The organism is Proteus vulgaris (assembly GCF_016239305.1).
Classification (GTDB): domain Bacteria; phylum Pseudomonadota; class Gammaproteobacteria; order Enterobacterales; family Enterobacteriaceae; genus Proteus; species Proteus vulgaris_C.
Genome location: NZ_JAEHOQ010000004.1, coordinates 51748 through 74327 on the forward strand (window position 1 = coordinate 51748; position 22580 = coordinate 74327).

A 22580-nucleotide genomic window follows, 5' to 3' on the forward strand; every position below is an offset into this window, starting at 1 on the left:
TTTAGGGCATTATTTCTGTGACTGCTTTTCGGCTTCTTTTTTCTCTTCTTCGAGAATTTCACGATACCAACGAGGATGGTGCTTTTTAGCCCAACCACGAGTTACCCAGCCTTCAATCATGCTACGAATTGAACCTTTTACCCAGAACGCCGCATAAGCATGAACAAATACGGTGATTATCAGTAAAATAGCTGATAATGAGTGAACTAATAAGGCAATTCGAATCACTGGGATTGAGAAATACTCTGCGAAATAAGGACGCCAAATGATAACACCACTGACTGTGAGTAAGACTAGGCTAATACTTAATGTCCAGTAAATGCCTTTCTGACCTAAGTTGTAGTGACCAATATCGCCAGCTTCTTCATTTTGCAGTACTTTATGAATATTTTTAGCCCAGACTAAGTCATCTTTATCAATAAAGTTGTGCTTCAGATATCTGAAGAACATGAAGAGAAAGAGAAACGCCATCACGCTACCCACGAATGGGTGTAACAGACGCGACAGTTCTGGTGTGCCTAAAATATTCATGAACCAGTTCAGAGATGGGAAGAAGAAACCCAATCCGCTGATTGCAGTAAACAGAAAGACAATCACTACTAACCAATGGTTAATACGCTCAGAAGCGGTGTGGCGAAGAATTTTATCGCCTTTCTTCTTCATCATTTCTGCTCCTCCTTATTCACAGAGGTCTGTGTTTTAGAAGATGCTTCCATCTCTTTGAGCGCTTCTTCTTCATCTTCTTCAGTTGTACGGTTTGGACCGACGCCTAAATAATGGAAAATCGCACCCGCGAAGGTTGCGGCAAAGCCAACCGCTGCTAATGGTTTCCAGATACCTTTCCAGAATTTCACCGTTGAGCTAATTTCTGGGTTTTCTGGTAAACCATGATACAGATTTGGTTTGTCAGCATGATGGAGAACATACATCACGTGTGTACCACCCACACCTTGTGGATCGTAAAGACCTGCGTTGTCATAACCACGAGTTTGCAGTTCTGAAACACGTTCGCTTGCAAGATTGATCATCGCTTCTTTCGAACCAAAATGAATCGCCCCTGTAGGACAGGTTTTCACACATGCAGGCTCTTGGCCGACTTCAACACGGTCAACACATAACGTACATTTGTAAGCACGGTTATCTTCTTCATTAATGCGAGGCACGTCAAAAGGACAACCTGCAATACAATAACCACAACCAATACAGTGCTCTGATTGGAAATCAACAATACCGTTAGCGTATTGAATGATGGCACCTTCCGCTGGGCACGCTTTTAAACAGCCCGGATCAGCACAGTGCATACAACCGTCTTTACGGATCAACCATTCTAGCTTGCCATTCTCTTCAACTTCAGAAAATCGCATCACTGTCCATGATTTTGCCGTTAAGTCAGTTGGGTTATCGTAAACACCAACGTTAGTGCCAATTTTATCGCGAATATCGTTCCATTCAGAACAAGCAACCTGACAGGCTTTACAGCCAATACAGGTTGTTACGTCGATAAGTTTTGCCACTTCTTCCTTGTAATCCCGCACGTGAGGTGCGGGAGTAAGAGAATTGGTGGCAGAGCGACGAATAATGTCTTGGGATTGCAGTGACATAATTTATCTCCTTACACCTTTTCCACATTAACAAGGAACGCTTTAAACTCAGGCGTTTGTGTATTTGCATCACCAACAAATGGCGTTAACGTATTGGCAATAAAGCCTTTGACAGCAACACCTTCAAAGCCCCAGTGGATAGGAATACCAATGGTATCTACTTTGCGTCCATCCACATCAAGGGTTCTAATACGCTTAGTTACCACGGCTTTGGCTTTGATATAACCACGTTTTGAGCTGACTTTAACGGTATCGCCTTGAACAATGCCTTTTTCTGCGGCTAAACGCTCACCAATTTCAATAAATTGTTGTGGCTGAATAATCGCATTCAAGCGCGCGTGTTTAGTCCAGAAGTGGAAATGTTCTGTCAGACGATAAGTTGTACCAACATATGGGAAATCTTCTGCTTTACCCATATCTTTCCAGTCATCTTTAAAGATACGCGCTGCTGGGTTTGAAACCACATTTGGATGCAGTGGATTAGTACCCAATGGTGTTTCAATTGGCTCATAGTGCTCAGGGAATGGACCTTCTGCCATCTTATCGATAGCAAACAGACGTCCCATACCTTCCGGTTGCATAATAAATGGACCAACATCAGAACCTGGTGCTGCGTTGCTATAGTCAGGTACATCAATACCTGTCCATTTGCTGCCATCCCATTCGATTAGCTTACGTTTAGGATCCCATGGTTGGCCTTGTGGGTCTGCCGATGCACGGTTATAAATAATGCGACGGTTAAGAGGCCATGCCCATGCCCAACCTAATGTATTACCCAATCCTGATGGATCGGAGTTATCACGGTTAGCCATTTGATTGCCTTTCTCTGTCCAGCTACCTGCGAAGATCCAACAGCCACTTGCTGTTGTACCATCATCACGTAACTGAGCGAATGAGCTAAGCAGTTGACCTTTTTTCAGAATGATATTGCCATCAGCGTCTTTTAAATCGACTAATGCTCTACCATTACTTTCTTGTGCAACTTCTGCGGATGTTGGATTATCAGGATCAAAGTAATCCCAAGTCATATTCAACACCTGCTCTGGCATCGCACCGCCTTCTTCTCTATAGAGTTGGCGTAAACGATGGAAAATACCTGATAAAATCTCAGCATCAGGGATAGCAACACCCGGGGCATCTCCCCCTTTCCAGTGCCACTGTAACCAGCGACCAGAGTTAACGATAGAGCCGTCTTCTTCTGCGAAACAGGTCGTTGGTAAACGGAAGACTTCAGTTTGAATATCTTCTGTTTTAACGTCGTTCTCTTCACCGTGGTTCTGCCAGAAACATGATGTTTCAGTGTTTAGCGGATCCATTGTGATAAGGAATTTCAGTTTTGATAATGAACGAACAACTTTGTTCTTATTCGGGAACGAAGCAACCGGGTTAAAGCCTTGGCAGATATAGCCATTGACTTCACCTTTATCCATCATGTCGAAGTATTGTAGAACGTCGTAAGGTTTATCCCACTTCGGTAACAGTGAGAAGCCCCAATCATTATCACGTTGAGCATTATCACCATAGAATGTCTTCATCATGCTGACGAAGAATTTAGGATAATTGCCCCAATAGTTAACTTGTCCCGGTACTGTCGCTTTTGGCGTATTCGCAGCTAAGTATGTGTCTAATGAAGTCTGCTTCTCAGAAGGCAGAGTCATATAACCTGGTAAGCTTTGGGATAATAAACCGAGGTCAGTTAAGCCTTGAATATTGGAGTGACCACGTAGTGCGTTAACCCCCCCACCAGCCATACCCATATTACCTAACAGTAATTGGATCATTGCCATGGTACGAATGTTTTGAGCACCAACAGTATGTTGAGTCCAGCCTAATGCATACAGGAAAGATGCTGTTTTATCTTTCGCTGCTGTTTCAGCAATATATTCACAGACTTTTAAGAAATCATCTTTTGGTGTACCACAAATCTGAGTAACGACATCAGGCGTGTAACGGCTAACGTGTTGTTTTAACAGATTCCAGACACAACGAGGATGTTGTAATGTGGTGTCGCGTTTTGCGAAACCATTTTCATCCATCTCGTAGTTCCAAGTGGTTTTATCGTATTTACGTTTTTCTGCATCATATCCACTGAATAAACCATCATCAAAATGATAGTCTTCACGGACAATCAAGCTAGCATTGGTATAAGCCTCAACGTATTCTTTTTGATATTTCTTATTTTCAAGCAGATATAAGATAACGCCCGATAAGAACGTAATATCAGTACCAGAACGGATAGGCGTATAGAAATCCGCAACAGCCGCAGTACGGGTGAAGCGAGGATCAATAACAATGAGCTTGGCGTTATTATGGATTTTAGCTTCCATCGCCCAGCGGAATCCCACAGGGTGTGCTTCTGCCGCATTACCGCCCATAACGACGATAAGGTTGGCATTTTTCATATCAACCCAGTGGTTGGTCATCGCACCGCGACCAAATGTTGGAGCAAGACTTGCTACCGTTGGTCCGTGTCAGACACGCGCTTGGTTATCGACAGCCAGCATCCCAAGAGCTCTTGAGAATTTCTGAGTTAAAAACCCAGTTTCATTGCTTGCTGCAGAGGCGCAAAGCATACCTGTTGTTAACCAACGGTTGACTTCTACACCTTCTTTGTTGAATTTCTGGAAGTTGGCATCGCGGTCTTTTTTGATTAAGCGCGCAATACGATCAAACGTTTCTTCCCATGAGAGTTTTACCCATTTATCCGAGCCGGGTGCACGGTATTCAGGGTGTTTTAAACGACCTTCACTGTGGATGAAATCCACAAGACCAGCACCTTTAGGGCATAATGCACCACGGTTTACTGGATGGTCTGAGTCACCTTCAATATGGAATATCGTTTCTTTTGCGTTTTTCGCGCCATCGCCCAGACTATACATTAATAGTCCACAACCGACAGAACAGTACGTACAGGTATTGCGGGTTTCACGGGCTCTCAGTAATTTATACTGACGCGAGCCTGCTAGCGCAACTGCTGGTGCAAAACCGAGCGCCGCCGCTGTAGTACCTGCCATACCGCCAGCACAGATCTTAAAGAACTGTCTTCTGCTGACCTGCATGGGGTCTCTCCTCATCATACATTGCTTTTACTGACTCTGATTTTCTTCACGAAAATGGAGCTGATTGTTTTTTTATTCCTATTATCCTTAATAGGATCAGGTTCATTGCCTGATAGGTAGTGTAAAATCGTTTTACCCGTATTGTTATTATGTATTAATAAATTTAGGAATTCATCTTATGGATGAAACAAAATCGACAAAATTGTTAACTAAACGTGTAATCATTGGCGTAGATCAAACAATTGTGCAACACAAAGGATCGCTTAACAGACAAGAAGACGATTATATTGCACTCGAAGTTCCTGTTGCATTAGTGTACAACGGAATTTCTCACGTTGTTATGATGGCAAGCCCTAAAAATTTAGAGTTATTCGCTGTCGGATTTTCTTTATCCGAAGGCATTATAAAGTCTTCTAATGAAATTCGCAGTATTGAAATTGTTGAAAGTTGTAACGGGGGTATTGAAGTTCAAGTTGAATTATCAAGCCGACGTTTTATGGGATTAAAAGAGCGACGCCGTAATATGACTGGGCGTACAGGTTGTGGGATTTGCGGAACAGAGCAACTTGAAGAGATTTTTCGTCCTATTACGCCATTACCTTTTACACAAACATTTTCACTTTCAAATCTTGATAAAGCGTTAGAGCAGATGACAACCGTTCAAGAAATCGGTGAATTAACAGGCTGTACTCATGCCGCTGTTTGGTTATCACCAGAAGGTGAAATGCAAGGGGGTTGTGAAGATGTTGGTCGTCATGTCGCACTTGATAAGCTTTTAGGTATGAAAGCACAAGAGAAGTGGAGTGAAGGCGCAGTATTAGTCTCTAGTCGTGCCAGTTATGAAATGGTACAAAAAGCGGCTATGTGTGGTGCTGAAATTTTATTTGCAGTTTCTGCGGCAACCTCTTTAGCTGTCGAAGTCGCTAATAAATATAATGTGACGCTGGTGGGTTTTTGTCGTCGTGGAAGAGCAACTGTGTTTACTCACCCACAACGACTAACTGATTAATGAATATCGTGGAACATCCAAAGGTTAGGTTCAAGATAAGTACCATATTGGCGTTGAATATCAATATTCACCGGTGCAAGCCCCATAGGAATGGCATAATCACCACTAATTGGAAATTGTAACGAAGTCCATTGTTCCCACGTTTCTTTTGGGGCTTCGATCTTCATAGATTGTGGGGCTATTTTGATAATCGTTGCACCTAAACGCCAATGTGTACGTATCCAAGGATCAAAAGGTTCATTGTTATCATTTTTCCATTGGCAATATTCTTCAAAAGAGTGCAATGGATAGCGGTGTTTTAATGTTGGTCTAACAGGGACAACAACACCAAGATAACCTTGTTTTTTTGCGTAGTCTTTTAACGTATTAATTAAACGTTGAGGAATACCTTGACCACGATAACGACTATCAACAGTCACTGATAATGCAGAAATAAGTTGGCATGGGAGTTGTTTTTCATCTGCTTGCATACCTAATTCAAATACACAATCCCAACCATTATCAGGAAGTGCATCAAAACGGCTATGTTTCCAAGGTAAAGCAACGGCATTTATTACGCCAACAACGTTCTCTTGGTCATTTTCTTTTAATACAGCGAGAAATTGGTAATGAGAAAAAGGATGTGTATATAAGCGATCCCAATAGCTTTCATTAATCGATGTTCCCATCATAAAATCAGGCCAATGGTCTGCTATCATTTTTTCTGCTTTTTCGAGTAAATCAGTACGAGACTGAAAACTAGTAATTACGATATTCTTCATAGTTAACTTATTAATAAACGTAGTAAGTGAATTATGACCACAATGCACCTAATTTGTAATCCCACTCTTTCGGTTTGATGGGGATCCGCCCTGCATTTGGAGTAAAGGTCATTTCGCTAAAGATAAGTTTATTTTCAGACATTAAAAAATCAACACGGCAATAATTAAAGTTATCAGCCATTTTTGTGGCTAACTGCAACATTTTTTCAAATTGGATTGGTTTTTCAACAGGTTTGGGCGTGTTGGGATCTTCTAATGTGAAAGGTTGTAGCTGCCAGCTTGTATCATACACATTTATATACTCATTTCCTTTGGTATCAGAGATATCAATTTCGGCATAATGAGGTTTCCCATGAAAGCAATGAAGACGACAAGTTGTTGGGATCATAGGGCTTTGTGTATCGAACAAATCAATATATTCTTCACAAATAATTTGAGGTTTTATATTTTTGTAGTGCCATTCTCGCGTTACTGGATAGAGGTTACGTTTTAAATGAAAATGGAGTTTTTTCTTTGCTTTTTCAAAATTAAAGGTTGATTTATCAAGGCATATCACAGTACTTCCACTGTCATGATTGCATTTTAATACAAAGCGTGAAGGGAGTTGAGTGATATCTATTTCATCAGGATGTGAATAAATTTTAATGATAGGAACAAGGTAAGATGGACCTATTTTTTTTATCACATAGTCTCTCACTTTAATCTTATCCGCTAAACACGTATAAATTGGATTTCTATCAAATAACATACGCGCATTGATTTTTTCATTTAATGAGATCGGTATTTTAAAATCGGGCTGATAACCTAAGTTACGAATAAATTTATTTTTTAAGTAAATACGATCTGGTAATGCGATAGTACGAAATTGTTTGAAATAATATTCTATAATTTTCATAAGCGAATTTATATATGAGTTTATTTTTATATTAAGAAATAATTAAATTTATATTAAAGGAGTATTAATTTAGTAATGTAGTGGTAAGTTCTAAAATGAATAATATAAAAACAATATCTATTTCTAATTTTTATTAACATAGATATCAATACATCAACATAGAGAATATTGGCTGAGATTATTTTAAATTAATATAAAAATAGCGACATTAAGAGATAATTAACAAGTATGAAGATTGATTAAGAATATATTAATTAGATGACCATTTAGTTATATGAATAGGTTTATCCCAATTATTAAAGCGTAATCCTTTGCCAGTTCTATTTCCGTGAGCATCTAATATTTCATAATATTCTTCAACGATTTGGCTACGACCACGTTGCCATTCATTGGTTGTTGCAAAAGGATCGATTAAATAGATATCACCGACAACGGTATATAGCTCACCTAAATAGCGAATTTTTTTTGTACTGCTATTTGAATAATGCGAAAACATAATTTGGTAGGTTTTATAGTGTTCAGGTTGACCATAAGGGCCATATTTCATTGCAATATAACGAATACCTTGATGATCAGAGTGGTTTGTACCACCAGGAACGGGCATATCTGGGGTGATATTAAAAAGAGTATACCGAGAGCTTGCGGTAGGTTGCCTTAATGCTTGTCGATAGCTTTGTGTATCAAGCCCTGTGGCGTTCCATGTTCTGTCCACCAGTCCATTTCCTGCAAAACAGGAAACAGAGGATCCTAATAATGAAAGAATTATAAATAGGAACTTAGCAAACATAAATACTCCTTTATTGCCATTATGATGCCAGAAAATAAGGTATCTATTCCGTGAAACAGAGATGTAGAACCCTGTTATTTCTTGCTGTAATCCCCATCGATTCCAAATGGTTATCTAAAATAAAAAATAAGTGATTGTATTTTGAACAAAAAATACGTTTTTATAGTAAGAGAAAAAGAGACCTAATAGGTGAAAACGTATGAATACATTCCAAACACTGCGTGTCGCGACAGTGCAATTTCAGCATAAGGCGAACGATAAAGTTAATAATTTAGCGAAAATTCATCAGTTTATTGATAAGGCTGCGATTGAAAAGGTAAATGTTTTAGTTTTTCCTGAGATGTGTATTACGGGGTATTGGCATGTTCCTAAACTATCAGAACAATCAGTGTATGCATTAAGTGAAAGAATTTCGGATAGTGGGTCATTAGCGTTAATAAAACAAAAAGCGATAGAGCATCAGATGGCCATAGGTGTTGGATTAATCGAACGGGATGAAGATAACTCTCTTTATAATACATGGGTTGTTTGTATGCCTGATGGCTTATTACATAAACACCGTAAATTACATGCCTTTGAACATCCGATCATCAATAGTGGTGAGCAATACACAGTATTTGATACCCCTTGGGGCGTCAAAATGGGGATACTTATTTGTTGGGATAATAATTTGGTTGAAAATGCGCGAGCTAATGCATTATTAGGTGCTGATATTTTGCTGGCGCCTCATCAAACGGGGGGGACAAATTCACGAAGTCCATATAGCATGAAGCCCATTCCGATGGCACTTTGGAAAAACAGACATCAAGATCCACAATCATTACAAGATGCTTTTCAAGGAGAACATGGACGAGGTTGGTTAATGCGTTGGCTACCAGCAAGAGCTCATGATAATGGGATGTTTGTGCTCTTTAGCAATGGTGTTGGGCGAGATGAGGAAGAAATTCGCACTGGTAATGCGATGATTATTGATCCTTATGGACGGATCGTAAAAGAAAGCAACGCTATTAATGATGATATGGTTATTGCCGATATTGATCTTACATTATTAGAAAATGCCACAGGAAGACGTTGGCTAACAGGGCGAAGACCAGAGTTGTATTCGATTTTGACAACGACATTAGGTAATGAGCAAGATCCGATTTCGGTGCGATTTGGTAAAGCATAATTCAATAAAAAAACAGCTTACATCTTGTTAGCTGTTTTCGTTTTAGTTAGAGAATAATTTCAAAGAAAAATAGATCATTTCATTTAGCAGATTATTAGTCTTGGTTATTAATTTCATTTGTTTATTTTATGGTAGAATAATAAAAGGAAAAATATTGTAGGATTAATGATTAATCATGGATACTCGTTTATTGAACGCATTTGTTGTACTGGCTGAAACGGAACATTTTGGTGAAGCCTCATCGAGGCTTTGTATTAGCCAGCCTGCACTCACTAAACAAATAAAAACATTAGAATCTCAATTGGGTATTACACTTTTTCAACGTGGGCGCCAAGGTGCAAAACTTACTCTAGAAGGGCAATATTTACTCAACCAATGTCAATCAGTATTAAGAGAAGTTCGTCTTCTAGAAAAACAGGCTCGCCAATTAATTGAGCCTCAAAAGATCGAGCTTTATGCTGGGTTTGGCTTGTCATCATTAAGCTTTATCACCCCTTTATTGGCTAAAATTAAGCAAGATCACCCTGATATTACGGTTCATATTGATGATATGCCCTCTAATATAATGGAAGATAAATTACTTTTAGGTGAATTGGATTTAGCTTTTTCACGTTTGCCTATTTCTGAGCCATTAAAAGGTCTCCAATTAGCACAAGAGAGACTAATGTTAGCGGTTCCAATACAAAATATTACGGTATTAGAGGTGGATGATAATCCGTTACGCTATTTTGAGACGCTTGGGCTTATTCAACTTGTGCCTGAAAAAGGAAAAAAGCTTTATCAGCAGATCCATGATTTTTTAAAGTATCATCAAATAAAGCCTCGAGTATTACAACAATCACAAGATATTCAAACACAATTAGCGTTAGTGGCCGCAGGTTTGGGGGTCGCTTTTGTTCCTAAAAGTGCTGAACTTATCTGTGATAAGCAAAAAGTAACACTATTACCACTTTCTGGTTTATATACACAATGGGAAATAGGCATTATTTGGAATAATAATATAAAAAATAAAGATCGTGATCTTATTATAAATATAATTTCTGAAGAAATAGATATAGTTTAACTGATTAAGTATTATTTTTTATTTTCTGGTTTTATTGTTTTTATAATTTTAATCTATAAGAACTTTAAACTCCCAATTAATATTAATTAGTTTTAAAATGAAGTGATTTAATTAATTGCGAGATTGCTCACAAAAAATAACATAAAATAATAATGACTTTTTAACGTGTTTTAATAAAAAATTAAATTAAAACATTATATTAAGTTTATCTCCATGACATAAATAAGGCTAATTAAAATTATTGTTATTAAAAAGAGTTATTTACAATGAAGGAGATTTATTTAATATGGTTCACCGACAACACAGCAAGCTTTATATTCGTAAGTGAAGTTAGAAAGATAAAGTATAATTATCTCTGTAAGTGGCTACTTGTTATTTATATTTTTAATAAGTAGCCACACCCTCAAATAAATAATATGGAAATTATTATGAAAAAACTGAATAAAATAACTTGTGCGTTATTCGTATTAATGGGCACCCATGCTGTACATGCTGAAATCCATTCTAATCAAAGTGGTCCTTTCACAACGATGAAAGTGGGAGCAAGTGATGCTGTTAATCAAGGTCCTCATCAATCCGCGGGTGGAGAGCCTGGTGTTGGTGTTAGCACAGTAGGAGGCGGGAAAAAAATTGGTTTTGCTTCGTTAACATCGCCAATGATGAGTGGTGGGGCGGACAGTAATGGAATTTACACTATTCAGCCTAATGAAAGTACGCCTGCTAGTCATAGTGATATGGGTGTTTTTCACTTTGCCAAAATCACTGATGCCAATGTCTATTTTGGTGACTGGGCAAAAACAACATCAGCAACAGATGCGACACATCAAACCTATTATGTGGGTAAAGATGTCACAACCACATTACCGACAGATAGCGCCACTTATACAGTAATTGGTGTTAGCCAATACAGTGGTAATAACCTACTTTCAGGTACGTTTGATGTTGATTTCTCACAAAAGAAAATTGAAGGTTCATTGGTTAATAGTCAACGTACAGTTGAGTTAGAAAGTGGAAATCTTTATACCGCAAATAACCAAGTGACGTTTTCTGCGGATGCAAAAGAAGGCACAACATCAGGAATTGTTGAAGGTGCCTTTTTTGGCGAAAGTGCTGAAGGATTAGCGGGTATTGTGGTGTTCAGTTCGGACCATACAAAAGATATTGGTTTTGGTGGTATCAAAGATAGCAGTGGAAATGAAGAAACGATAGTAAGCACGGACGCTTCTTAAGTTTTAAAATAAATATTATAGATTTATTCGGTAAAATAATCGGTTAATTCGTTAAAGTGGTATTAGTGGTCATTAAGCTAAATGTTAGCAACAGATAATCTGGTATAGGGTTATCTGTTTTTTTTTATCTAAATTAAGCCGATCTAAAGGAATTATTTTTTTATTATTATAAGGATATACCATGAATTATTATAAACCCTTAATAAGAGGGGAATTGGCTTTACTGCTAAGTTTATTTTCATTTAATGGGAGTGCAAAAGAGAGCAACGACAAGTTATTTTATTATCTTGAAACAAAGAGTACAGCTGAAGTGGGTCAGCAACTTTATCACTATTTGCAACAACAGCAGTGGCAAAAAGCAGAAAGATTACTGCTTTATTATCAACAACAACCTCAATATGAAATATTACTTGTTAATTACACAAAGGCGTTACTGGCACAGAATAAAGGTGATTTTTTAAATGCTGAGTTTTATTATCAGCAACAGCTTAAGCAAAAAGCCGATTTTATACCGGCGCAAACAGGATTAATTCAGCTTTATTTTCATTTGCGAGAATATAAAAAAGCACAGCAACAACTTAATCAATTAAGCAATATTATTGATTTGCCAAAAGATATTGTCCAATCTATTGAGTTTTATAAGGTTAAGTTAACATCTTATTTTCAAGGCCAACGTTTCTATCAGCTTAGTTTCTTCTATGATGATAATATTAACCATGCACCTGATTTAGCTGAACAAATTGTCTCTCAATCCACTCAAAGAAAAATCACCCTAAAGGGTGCAAAACCTATTACATCAACAGGTCTTACCCATTATTTTTCTTTTTATCAGCCTTTTAGTATTTATTCTCACCATACTTTCTCTTCTTATAATTATGTACAATATATAGATTATCACTCTTACCGTAACGCTAATTTTTTTGCATTATATACACAATTAGCTTATCGCTATCAAAGAGATCAATATCAGTGGTCAATGACACCTTATTACGAAATAAAATCATCACGGGAACAATATGAATATCAAGCATGGGGAAGTGAAACACAATTTTCTTATTTTATTAATAAAAAGCAAGCTATTAATTTAAGCTTTGATTATAAAATAAAAAAATATCAAAAAGCATTAAATAATTTAAATAGTCAGCGATTTAGTTATAGTTTTTACCATAATTATTATTTTAATAATAGAGTTAAGTTAGTTAATCAATTAAATTATCAGTTAGGACGTAAAAAAAATACTTTATTAAATTATCAGCTGTATGATATAAAAGCTGGTGTTTATTATCCATTGTCAGTGAGTTGGAATATCTCTCTTTTTTTACAGTATCAATTTAAATACTTTAATAATTATAACCCTTTATTAAAAAAAAGAAGAAAAGACAATGGATTCGTTTTTACAACTAATATTAAAAATAAATCACCTTTTATTTTAGGGTTTTACCCAATAATAGAATTACGTTATACCCGAAGATTAAGCAATGTGGATTGGTTATATCAATATCAGCAACATGAAGTGTTATTTAAATTAGAAAAGCAATTTTAATTAAATTAGTTACTTCCTTTATTAATTGAGTAGGTAAAACAATGCATACAATGCTTTTTAGAAAGCGGAAAATTGTTTCAATCTTCGTTTCTCTATCGCTATTTTCTCCGTGCTTTTATCTGCAAGCCAAAGAAGATAAAACCGATCTTGGTCATATTCAGATTTCTGATAATAAAGAAAAAGATAAAAAAGGTTATTCGCAAGTTTATGAGAAAGATGTTTCTAATGTTTATTTAGGAAAAGAACTCTTAGAGCGTTATCAAGGTGCCTCTCCTGCTGATTTACTGAAAAGTGCGATTGGGGTTTATAGTGGTGAAGCACGCAATGGTGGCGCGCTTGATCCTAATATTCGGGGGATTCAAGGGCAAGGCCGCATACCTGTTACTGTGGATGGAACAGAGCAGGCAATAACTGTGTATCGAGGTTATAGTGGTGCATCTAATCGTAACTATATTGATTCTAATTTGATTAGCAGTATCTATATTGAAAAAGGCCCTTCATTAACGCCAGATATGAAAACCGGTATTGGTGGCGGTATTGCGGTAAAAACCTTAGATATCCGAGATGTTGTGCCTATTGGTGATTCTTTTGGAATTAATTTTAAAGGGGATATCAGTAATAACTCTACACGGTATAAAGAAGTTTATACAAATATGATTGAAGATTACCGCTATTATCCAAGGTTCTATCAGCAAAATGCTTACCTTATTGATCCTGCTTTAGAAATAACTCCTCAAAAAAGCAAATTACAAAACTTTCAAGATTATTCATTCCGTCTTGGGATTGGTTTTGAAGAAGAAAAGTTTAACTTATTATTTGCTTATGCACTGCGAGAAAAAGGAAATTACTTTGCAGGAAAAAGAAATGCTAAAAAATATAGTGAAAATAATAAAGAATTATTGGAATCAGTTCATGTAAGGGATGGGACAAAAATTTTTGATCCTTATTTACCTTTTATTGCTCATATTTATCGACCTGATAATGAAGTACCTAATACCTCTAATCGTAGTCGCTCCGTTCTAGTTAAGGGAACGTTATTTTCTGAATCAATGCACCGTTTTTCCATTAATTATCGATACACTGACTTACTATTTGGCGACATTATGCCATCACGTCTAAGTTGGGTTCGTTATGATAAAAATTTAGTCAATCAGTGGCCTTTGGGAAATATTACACAACAGGCAGGAACATTAACCTATCAATATAAACCAGAAGATAAAAAAACAGATTTACTATTAAGATTATGGGGTAATTTAACTATGGGTCATACTAATACTCGAGGAGGAAAGCCACGAGAGCCAAAACAAGTTGACACATTTTCTAATAGAAATACACAATGGAATCTCAATTATGAAACTGGATTTATTGATACTTCTTCTCTTTATCAAGAGAACAATCGCTATGGTATCGATTTATCTTCGATATTTAAATTATCGCCTCAATTTTCTATTTCATTTTCCAGTAATTATCAATTTGAAAAATTAGATAGTGATGAATTGGAAGTACCTGTAGCTTTTGATTTTGTTACCGCAGGGCGAGCAGGGCAGCGTCATGAAATTAATTTAGCTCTTTCCACAGATTGGAAGCCGTTTTCTTGGTTAGCTATTACTGCGGGTGGCAAATACCATTATTATCATTTAACAGATACTTTTTTAAATAATAAGCGACGGAATAACGTAAAAGGTTATGAGAAAACTCCCTCTATTAGAGGATATTTAGTAAGTTATAAAAGAACATTGACACAGGAAGAGTGTTATTTAGTTGGCACTCTATGTGGAATTACGGAACAACAGTTACCAGAAAAATATAAAAGAGTAATAAGAGATCCTGAACTTGGAGAAAAAAGAAGGATAGTGCAAGAGTATAAATTAACTCATCCAGAGTATGAAAAACTACCTGGTAATATAAAAAAAGAAATTAATCGTATAATAAAAAGTTCAAAACAAATACATTTTGAAAATAGAACATATCTCCGTGATGAGAAAGGGAATATTGTTTTTAACTCTACTACTATGAGACCAATGAAAACGGAATTATTATATTGGGGTCTTGATGAAGATGGAGAGTTATTAAAAAGCAATAATATTTTGTTAAACGGTTATCTTAATATGGATGAAAAAGTAGCTCACCCAATTACAGGTAATTTAGTTAATAAATATGAAATGGGTATTTCTAGTCCTACACCTATCTATCTTGATGATGATAAAGATAAATTTGCACCAGAGCCCAGCTATCATCATGGCGCATTTTCACCCTTAGTGTCTGCGACGGTATATGCCAACGATATATTGCGTTTTTATGGACGTTATACCGAGCAACTACGGTTACCTAATCTATTTGAAAATACCAGTGGCTTTTCAGGATCAAAAGCGCGTTATTATGGTTTTAAATTAAAACCTGAGCGTGCGAAAAGCACTGAGTTTGGGGTTATTTTCGATTTTACCGATTGGCTAAATATAGAGCGCCATGCTGATGTAAAAATAAATTATTTCCATACCAATATCGAAAATGTGTTTGATAGAGATGCGAATTGGCAAATTAGGCAATTTGAAAAGCAAGTATTAGAGGGGCTGGAAGTTCAAGCTCGTTTTGATAATGGTTTTATTTTTATGGATACAGCTTTAGTTTATAGCCATAAAAATAAAGTATGTGATAAAAATGCCTTTAGTAACTACGATCCTTCAGGGTTATTAAGTGTTAAACAATGTATGACGGGGGGTTATCCTGGTGGTTTTTTACGTACCTCTATTCAGCCTAAATATTCGGTTAATTTACATTTAGGGACTCGTTGGTTAGATAATAAATTAGAAGTTGGAAGTCGCTGGCTTTATTCATCAGAAGTGGAAAATAAAGATGAAAAATGGCTAAAAGAAAAATTACCACGAGAAATGTACGGTCAAAATAATAACCCAATGCGTTGGGCAAAAGTCTTTACCGTTGATGCTTACATTAACTATCAATATAGCCCTAATTTATCGTTTGAAATAACGGGCAGTAATTTATTAAACGAATACTACATTGATCCTTTAACGCGATCAGGTATGCCTGCGCCCGGAAGAACATTCCGATTGGGTGTGACTGCACAATTTTAATTAAAAGAGAGTAAGGAGCTTTTATTTATGTTGGCACTTTCTGTCAGGCAACCGCTTAATATTTATTATTGGCTGATTGGCATATCGTTAGTTTATATCGCCATATTAAGTTGGGTGTTGCGTTCACTTTCTATGACAGAAAGTGCACACCATATTCATCAGCAACAAGAAAATACATTATCCGTTTACCAAGTGGTATTTTCACCGCCCCAACAATCTACTGTCGTGCATGAGCTTATTGATAAAATTGAACCTCAAGACAGCGCCATTATTTTACCGAGTTCAGAAAAAGGGGAGTTTGTTGAAGCAAAAAAAAAACCACCTAAAAAAATAAAAGAGAAGCCCATACCTATAAAACCAAAATCAATTACACCAGTAAAAAAACAGGTGGTACAAGAAAAAGTAGAGCCGATAAAACAGCGTGATTTAGAAAGCCAAATAGCGCAAACGGCTTCAGAAGCATCGGCAGAAAGCTTAACGCAACATACAGCAAGCTCGTTAGCCGGAAGAAGTCATGCATTAAGTGAGAAAGGAATAGGGCAAGGTGAATCTGACAATCACTATATTAGTTCACTGCGTCGAGAAATAGAGCGTCATAAACGCTACCCATCACAAGCTCGTCGCATGCAGCATGAAGGCCAGGTGGTGGTGAGTTTTTCACTAACATCAGAAGGCACAGTTTCAAGGGTTGAGATAGAAAGTACTTCTGGTATTTCTTCCCTTGATAATGCGGCTATTGCTGCGGTTAAACGCGTAAAATCGATAGGACCTAAGCCTGAAAACCTATTGAACCCTTTAATTGTCTCATTAGATTTTCAATTAAATTAGTGAACCAGTGAAAGCACTTAAGTTAAATTTAAACTTAGGTGCTTTTTTATAAAGTTATTTTTTGTGCACTCATTCGCATTTTTCCAATTACAAGTACATAAATGTCTATTGTTAATGATATTGATTATGATTAACATTAATAATTGCATTTATTATTTAAAGTAAAGCTTGCTTACTTGGAAATTAGTTATGTTTAAATTCGCTGTCTCTACTGCCTTTTTTTTCCTTTTTTCTCTCTTTGTTAATATTGCTAACGCTTCTGATGTAGGCGCAGATAGTCAATATTGGCCTCGTACATTTACTAGTGTGGATGGCTCTAAAGTTGAAATTAAAGCAAAGCCACAACGTATTTTATCTGCGTCAGTTTCTATCACTGGGACATTACTCGCAATGAAAGCGCCCGTCGTTGCAAGTTCAACCGCGGCAAATGGCCAATATTTTGCTCAATGGGATAAAGTGGCAAAAGAAAGAGGGGTTGAGAAATTATGGTCAGCAGGCAGTGTCTCATTAGAAATGGCTTATCTTTATGCACCTGATTTAATCGTTGTTTCCGTAAATGGTGGTGATACGGTTTATCCTCAAGTTGAACAACTTCAACAAATCGCCCCTACTATTGTTTTAGATTACGGCAAACAGAGTTGGGAAAGCTTGGCCTTACAATTGGCACAAGCGACAGGCCAAGAAAAAGAGACGGATACACTACTACAGCATTTTTCAAGCTTAGTAAAAGAAGGCAAAGAAGCACTACAACTTCCAGAAGGTCAGGTCAATATTATCTCTTATTTTGGTGCCGGTACCGTTAATCCTGTTTCATTACCTACCAGTCCTCACGCGGTATTATTACAACAACTTGGTTTTACCATTGAAAGTGCAGATCTTGCATGGCAGCCGAAAGATAAGCCTGTTTCTGATTTTGTGTGGGCTCAATATGAGCATTTAACGCAACTCACCGCACCAACCACTTTTCTCTTAAGTGGAACCGCCAAAGAAGCAGATGTGTTTATGGCTGATCCTATCCTTGCAAATCTGCCTTCTGTTAAAAATAAGCAAGTTTATGGTTTAGGCGTAAATTCATTTCGTATTGATTATTACAGTGCACAAGAAATTATCAACGATATGGTTGCGCGTTTTAATTCGCATAAGCAATAACGTATGTTTACTTCTCATTACGCCATAAAGTGGGGAATAAGAGGTGCTATTCTCCTATTGTTCTTTTTTGCACTATTAAGCTTATTTGTTGGAAGCCGGCATGTTTCTATGTACACAACATGGCAGGCTTTTATCAATTTTGATACGACAAATAGTGAGCACTTATTAGTACGTTATCTACGCTTTCCTCGCACATTATTAGCCATAGTCATCGGTGTTGCATTAGGTGGAGCTGGAACGTTAATGCAAGCTTTAACACGAAATCCACTAGCTGATCCGGGACTATTTGGAATTAATGCCGGGGCAATGGTCGCGATCGTCTCTGTTATTGCATTAACGGGGATCACTGATGTCACTATTTATATGTGGTTTGGTTTATTAGGCGCTTTTTTAGCGGGTATTGGAGTGTATCTTCTTAGTGGAGTAAGACACGGGCTTAATCCCGTTAGAATGGTACTTGCAGGCGTTGCTCTTTCTGTCGTTTTACTGGCTATTACTCAACTTATTACGGTCAATAGTGATGAACGTGTTTTTGATCAGTTCCGTCATTGGGTCGTGGGTTCATTGCAAGGGCGTAGTTTCGATGTTTTGTACCCTATTACTGTGTTGGTTGTGATTGGTAGTGTGATTGCTTACTCGCTAACACGCTCGTTAGATATAGTGACATTAGGTGATGATATTAGTCATGCGTTAGGTGCGAATCAAAAACGAGTTTGGCTATTGTCAGCATTTTCGATAGTTCTTCTTGCTGGAAGTGCTACCGCTGCGGTTGGACCTATTAGTTTTTTAGGCTTAACAGCTCCTCATTTTGCTCGCCGTTTAGTCGGTGCTGAATATCGAAAGATCTTACCTATGTCGATGTTAATTGGTGCATTAATCATGCTGATGGCGGATTGTTTAGGGCGATTAATCGGCACACCAGGCGAAATCAGTGTCGGTATTATGATTTCACTTATTGGTGGGCCTTTCTTTATTTATTTGGTTAAACGTTGGCGGATCATTACATTATGAAATCTAAAAATAATGAGATTGTCTACCAATTGGGTACATGGTCTTGGCGCTTCTCTCTCAAAGATATTGTCATCGCTTTTATTCTGTTTTTTTTGATGATTTTTCTCGCTTTTTTTGCTCTGACAACCGGTAAGTTCCCCATCGAATTTTCTACGTTAATAGATATTATTGTCGGGCAATCAGAAGGTGGTATTAAAGAAAAAATTGTAATGGATATCCGTTTACCTCGACTACTTACCGCAATGGGTGTTGGGGCCGCATTAGGTATTTCAGGCGCTATTTTCCAGTCAATTTCCCGCAATGTTTTGGGCTCACCCGATGTTATTGGCTTTACAACCGGGGCAGCAACAGGGGCATTACTGCAAATCATTATTTTTAATGGAGCGGTTGTGGATATCGCTATTTCTACGTTAATAGGTGGAATGGCAACGGCATTAATCGTTTATCTGCTGTCATTAAAAAATGGTGTTATGTCCGGTTACACCATGATTTTAATCGGTATTGGCATCGGTGCCATTTTACATGCCTTTAATGGTTTATTGTTGGTAAAGGGCAATATTGATAATGCCATTATGGCCAATCTTTGGCTTGCTGGTTCGTTAAATGCTCGTACTTGGTCGCATGTTTATCCTACTTTTATCGGTTTACTGCTGCTTGTTCCTCTCATTGTTTTTTATGCTAAATCACTCACTTTAATGGAAATGGGGGATGATATGGCACAACAATTAGGCGTCAATGTTGGCCGAGTAAGATGGGTGATGATTTTTAGTGCGGTATTACTCGCTTCATTAGCGACTGCCAGCGCCGGACCGATTGCTTTTGTTGCACTCGCAGCACCTCAATTAGTGATCCGATTAAGCCACTCAGGAAAGCTACCCATCGTAGGCTCTGCACTAATGGGAGCACTTCTTTTGCTTTCTGCTGACGTATTGTCACAAAGCCTACCTATTGATGTCACGATGCCCGTAGGTTTAATGACGGGTGTTATTGGCGGACTTTATTTGTTGTGGCTACTAACACGAAAATATAAAGCCTAGACTGATAATGATTTTTATTACGTATATATAATGATTATCATTTTATATAATGTTAATGAATAATAATAAATAAAGTAAATATTTATCAACTTATGGATGAGTGAAAAGGATGGTCGCCAAAAAGACTTATTAAATTTTTAGGATGTAATGTGGGTATTTTATAAATCGTCTAATGGCATGCTCTATGGCATGAAAGGTATAGACTTATGTCTGCTGTTCTTACTCTACGCGCTAAAAAAGCCACAATAACAACACTTGTACAAGTGGCTTTATTAGGAACGCTATGTATTGCGGTTCCTTATGTAAATGCACAAGAAATAGAAAAAACATCAAGGCTACAAGATAACAAAAAACACGATGAAAAAGTGGATGTGTTAATTGTAACGGGTGAGAAACTCAATAAATCTATTTATGACACCGGCTCAAGTGTCACAGTGTATGATGCGAAAAAAATAGAAGCTATTCCAAATGCGGATGTGAATACATTACTGCAAATGACACCGAATATTGTTGATAATGGGAATAGCAATGCTTTACCCGCTATTCGGGGTGTTGATGGTTCAGGGCCAGCACAAGGAGCAATTGCTTTTTTAGGCGGTACTCGCCCAAGAGTTAACTTCTCTGTTGATGGACGCTCATTTACCTATAATGAATTTGGTTATGGCGCTCAATCGTTATGGGATGTGAATACCGTTGAAATTTTCCGTGATCCGCAAAGTTATGTGCAAGGTCGAAATGCTATTGCTGGTGCAATTTTGGTGAAAACTCAAGATCCAACATTCTATTGGGAAAATGCAGTAAAACTGGGGGCGGGGCAGCAAGATCTTCGTGAATATGCCGTGATGACTTCTGGGCCACTGATTGAAGATAAATTAGCGTTTCGTTTTACTGCAGAAAGACAAGAGCGTGAAAGCTTTGTGCATATGGATAAATACTCTCCGACAGGTGATCCGCGAGATATTCACTCCAATACATTTCGCGGAAAACTGCTCTATGACTCTTTAGATAATCCTGACTTTAAAGCCAAGCTAACAGTCAGCCATCTTGATAGTCGATCACCGCAAAATGAAGCTAATATGGCGAGCAATCTTGCACCGAATGCAGCATCACGCTTCCGTCCTGTGATTAAACGTAAAACAACCAGTGGTATTTTAAATACCACATGGGAAGCGAATGACAATTTAAGTGTTGAAAACACTCTGATTTATACTGACTTTTCAACACGTCGCTTAACAGAAGCACAAAGCCCTCGTGCAGATATTGATGCTAAAGAATTTGAATTTGAACCTATGCTCCGTTTTAAAACGGACAGTGAAGCATTAAGCGGGATTTTTGGTCTACGTTATTTCCATGCTAAACAAGATGAATTTGTGAATATCTTTGGTGGCAGTTATTTTGATGATAAAACAGAAACAGCTTCCGCTTATGGTTCATTAACTTACGCACTATTTCCTAAAATTGATGTCACGTTATCCGGGCGTTTTGAACGGGAGCACCATACTCGTAACGGGGGGAGTGCGACTGTTGCTATCGATTTTGATGAAACCTATAACACTTTCTTACCTAAAGCGGATATTGCATGGAAACCGGGTGTGAATCAAACCGTCGGTTTTGCGGTAGGGCGTGGTTATAACGGAGGGGGTGCCGGCGTGACGATTGGTAAGCCAATTGTCACTTATGTTTATTCCCCAGAATATGTGTGGAACTATAGCCTTTATACACGTAATAGCCTGCTTGACAACAAATTAAGTGTGATGACGAATTTGTTCTATAACGACTATAAAGATATGCAATTACCTTTCTATTTGGGGCCAAATTCTTCCACTATTCGCAATGCGAAAAAAGTAGAAACTTACGGTGCGGAATTAACGGTGGCTTATCAACCAATAGACTCCCTTGAATTAAATACAGGTGTCGGTTTATTAAAAACCAAAATTAAAGACTTTGGTAATAGTGGTATTGAAGGCAAAGAGCTGGCTCGTGCGCCAAGTTACACGGCGAATGTCGGTGCTAAATATCAATTAACTCAGGCTATGGATATTAGCGGTAATGTTCAGTTCTCGGGTGATTATTTCTCTAATGCGAATAATGCGGATAGTGGAAAAGTCGATAGTTTTTGGTTAGCCAATTTACAGCTTGGATATAACTTTAAATGGGGTAGAACAACGTTATTTGCTCAGAATTTATTTGATTCAGATAAACGAATTCTTATTCCAGATAATAATAAAGATACCGCTATTTATCAGCGCCCACGTATGATCGGTGCTTCAGTAGAAGTTCGTTTCTAAATATAAATCACAGAAAAGGGTGATGTTAACTTATCATCACCCTTATTTTATCTAATGTGA

17 protein-coding genes are annotated in these 22580 nt (G+C 37.4%); 11 read left to right on the top strand and 6 right to left on the bottom strand.

Annotation, left to right across the window (positions count from 1 at the left end):
• Window positions 1–9: 9 nt before the first annotated feature.
• From fdoI to fdnG, 3 genes are read right to left on the bottom strand one after another with little or no spacing between them, the layout of a single operon-like run.
• Window positions 10–666, bottom strand: a complete 657-nt coding sequence (gene fdoI, locus JEP40_RS03915; RefSeq protein WP_198622552.1) for a formate dehydrogenase cytochrome b556 subunit — start codon at window positions 664–666, stop codon at window positions 10–12.
• Window positions 663–1601, bottom strand: coding sequence for a formate dehydrogenase subunit beta (gene fdxH, locus JEP40_RS03920; protein WP_036933457.1), 939 nt, complete (start codon window positions 1599–1601; stop codon window positions 663–665). Before fdxH ends, fdoI begins: the two co-directional genes overlap by 4 nt.
• Window positions 1602–1612: 11 nt before the next feature.
• Window positions 1613–4660, bottom strand: a complete 3048-nt coding sequence (gene fdnG, locus JEP40_RS03925; RefSeq protein WP_198622553.1) for a formate dehydrogenase-N subunit alpha — start codon at window positions 4658–4660, stop codon at window positions 1613–1615.
• A 178-nt stretch (window positions 4661–4838) separates the two neighbouring features.
• Between fdnG and fdhD the strand changes: the two genes are divergently transcribed.
• Window positions 4839–5669: a formate dehydrogenase accessory sulfurtransferase FdhD gene (gene fdhD, locus JEP40_RS03930; protein WP_198622554.1), complete on the top strand. Its 831-nt coding sequence runs from the start codon at window positions 4839–4841 to the stop codon at window positions 5667–5669.
• Here fdhD and JEP40_RS03935 read toward each other — a convergent pair.
• The 3 genes from JEP40_RS03935 to umoA all read right to left on the bottom strand — a co-directional run bounded on the left by JEP40_RS03935 (window position 5666) and on the right by umoA (window position 8112).
• A complete protein-coding gene (locus JEP40_RS03935) occupies window positions 5666–6430 on the bottom strand; it encodes a GNAT family N-acetyltransferase (RefSeq protein WP_198622555.1) in 765 nt (254 codons plus the stop codon). The two genes, fdhD and JEP40_RS03935, sit on opposite strands and share 4 nt — an antisense overlap.
• Before the next feature lie 31 nt (window positions 6431–6461).
• A complete protein-coding gene (locus JEP40_RS03940) occupies window positions 6462–7325 on the bottom strand; it encodes an ATP-grasp fold amidoligase family protein (protein WP_198622556.1) in 864 nt (287 codons plus the stop codon).
• 250 nt (window positions 7326–7575) lie between these two features.
• Entirely contained in the window at window positions 7576–8112 is a 537-nt protein-coding gene (gene umoA, locus JEP40_RS03945; protein ID WP_198622557.1) for a UmoA family flagellar biogenesis regulator, read from the bottom strand.
• A gap of 199 nt (window positions 8113–8311) precedes the next feature.
• Between umoA and JEP40_RS03950 the strand changes: the two genes are divergently transcribed.
• The 10 genes from JEP40_RS03950 to JEP40_RS03995 all read left to right on the top strand — a co-directional run bounded on the left by JEP40_RS03950 (window position 8312) and on the right by JEP40_RS03995 (window position 22520).
• Window positions 8312–9280: a nitrilase family protein gene (locus JEP40_RS03950; protein ID WP_198622558.1), complete on the top strand. Its 969-nt coding sequence runs from the start codon at window positions 8312–8314 to the stop codon at window positions 9278–9280.
• Window positions 9281–9455: 175 nt separating this feature from the next.
• Complete coding sequence (locus JEP40_RS03955; RefSeq protein WP_198622559.1) at window positions 9456–10343, top strand: LysR family transcriptional regulator; 888 nt, start codon at window positions 9456–9458, stop codon at window positions 10341–10343.
• Window positions 10344–10771: 428 nt separating this feature from the next.
• Window positions 10772–11572 (top strand): Slam-dependent surface lipoprotein, encoded by an 801-nt coding sequence (locus JEP40_RS03960; protein WP_198622560.1) that lies wholly within the window; start codon window positions 10772–10774, stop codon window positions 11570–11572.
• Window positions 11573–11753: 181 nt separating this feature from the next.
• On the top strand, window positions 11754–13115 hold the full coding sequence (locus JEP40_RS03965) for a surface lipoprotein assembly modifier (RefSeq protein ID WP_198622561.1): 1362 nt from the start codon (window positions 11754–11756) through the stop codon (window positions 13113–13115).
• Window positions 13116–13156: 41 nt separating this feature from the next.
• Window positions 13157–16207 carry a TonB-dependent receptor domain-containing protein gene (locus tag JEP40_RS03970; RefSeq protein WP_198622562.1) on the top strand — a complete coding sequence of 1017 codons (3051 nt, stop codon included), beginning with the start codon at window positions 13157–13159 and terminating at the stop codon, window positions 16205–16207.
• Between the two features lie 27 nt (window positions 16208–16234).
• Window positions 16235–17035: an energy transducer TonB gene (locus JEP40_RS03975; RefSeq protein WP_198622563.1), complete on the top strand. Its 801-nt coding sequence runs from the start codon at window positions 16235–16237 to the stop codon at window positions 17033–17035.
• Between the two features lie 189 nt (window positions 17036–17224).
• Window positions 17225–18184, top strand: a complete 960-nt coding sequence (fepB, locus tag JEP40_RS03980) for a Fe2+-enterobactin ABC transporter substrate-binding protein (RefSeq protein WP_198622564.1) — start codon at window positions 17225–17227, stop codon at window positions 18182–18184.
• Between the two features lie 3 nt (window positions 18185–18187).
• Window positions 18188–19195, top strand: a complete 1008-nt coding sequence (locus JEP40_RS03985; RefSeq protein ID WP_198622565.1) for a FecCD family ABC transporter permease — start codon at window positions 18188–18190, stop codon at window positions 19193–19195.
• Entirely contained in the window at window positions 19192–20232 is a 1041-nt protein-coding gene (locus JEP40_RS03990) for a FecCD family ABC transporter permease (RefSeq protein ID WP_198622566.1), read from the top strand. Before JEP40_RS03985 ends, JEP40_RS03990 begins: the two co-directional genes overlap by 4 nt.
• 206 nt (window positions 20233–20438) lie before the next feature.
• The gene (locus JEP40_RS03995; protein ID WP_198622567.1) at window positions 20439–22520 is read left to right on the top strand and encodes a TonB-dependent receptor; all 2082 of its coding nucleotides are present in this window, start codon (window positions 20439–20441) and stop codon (window positions 22518–22520) included.
• Window positions 22521–22580 lie beyond the last annotated feature (60 nt).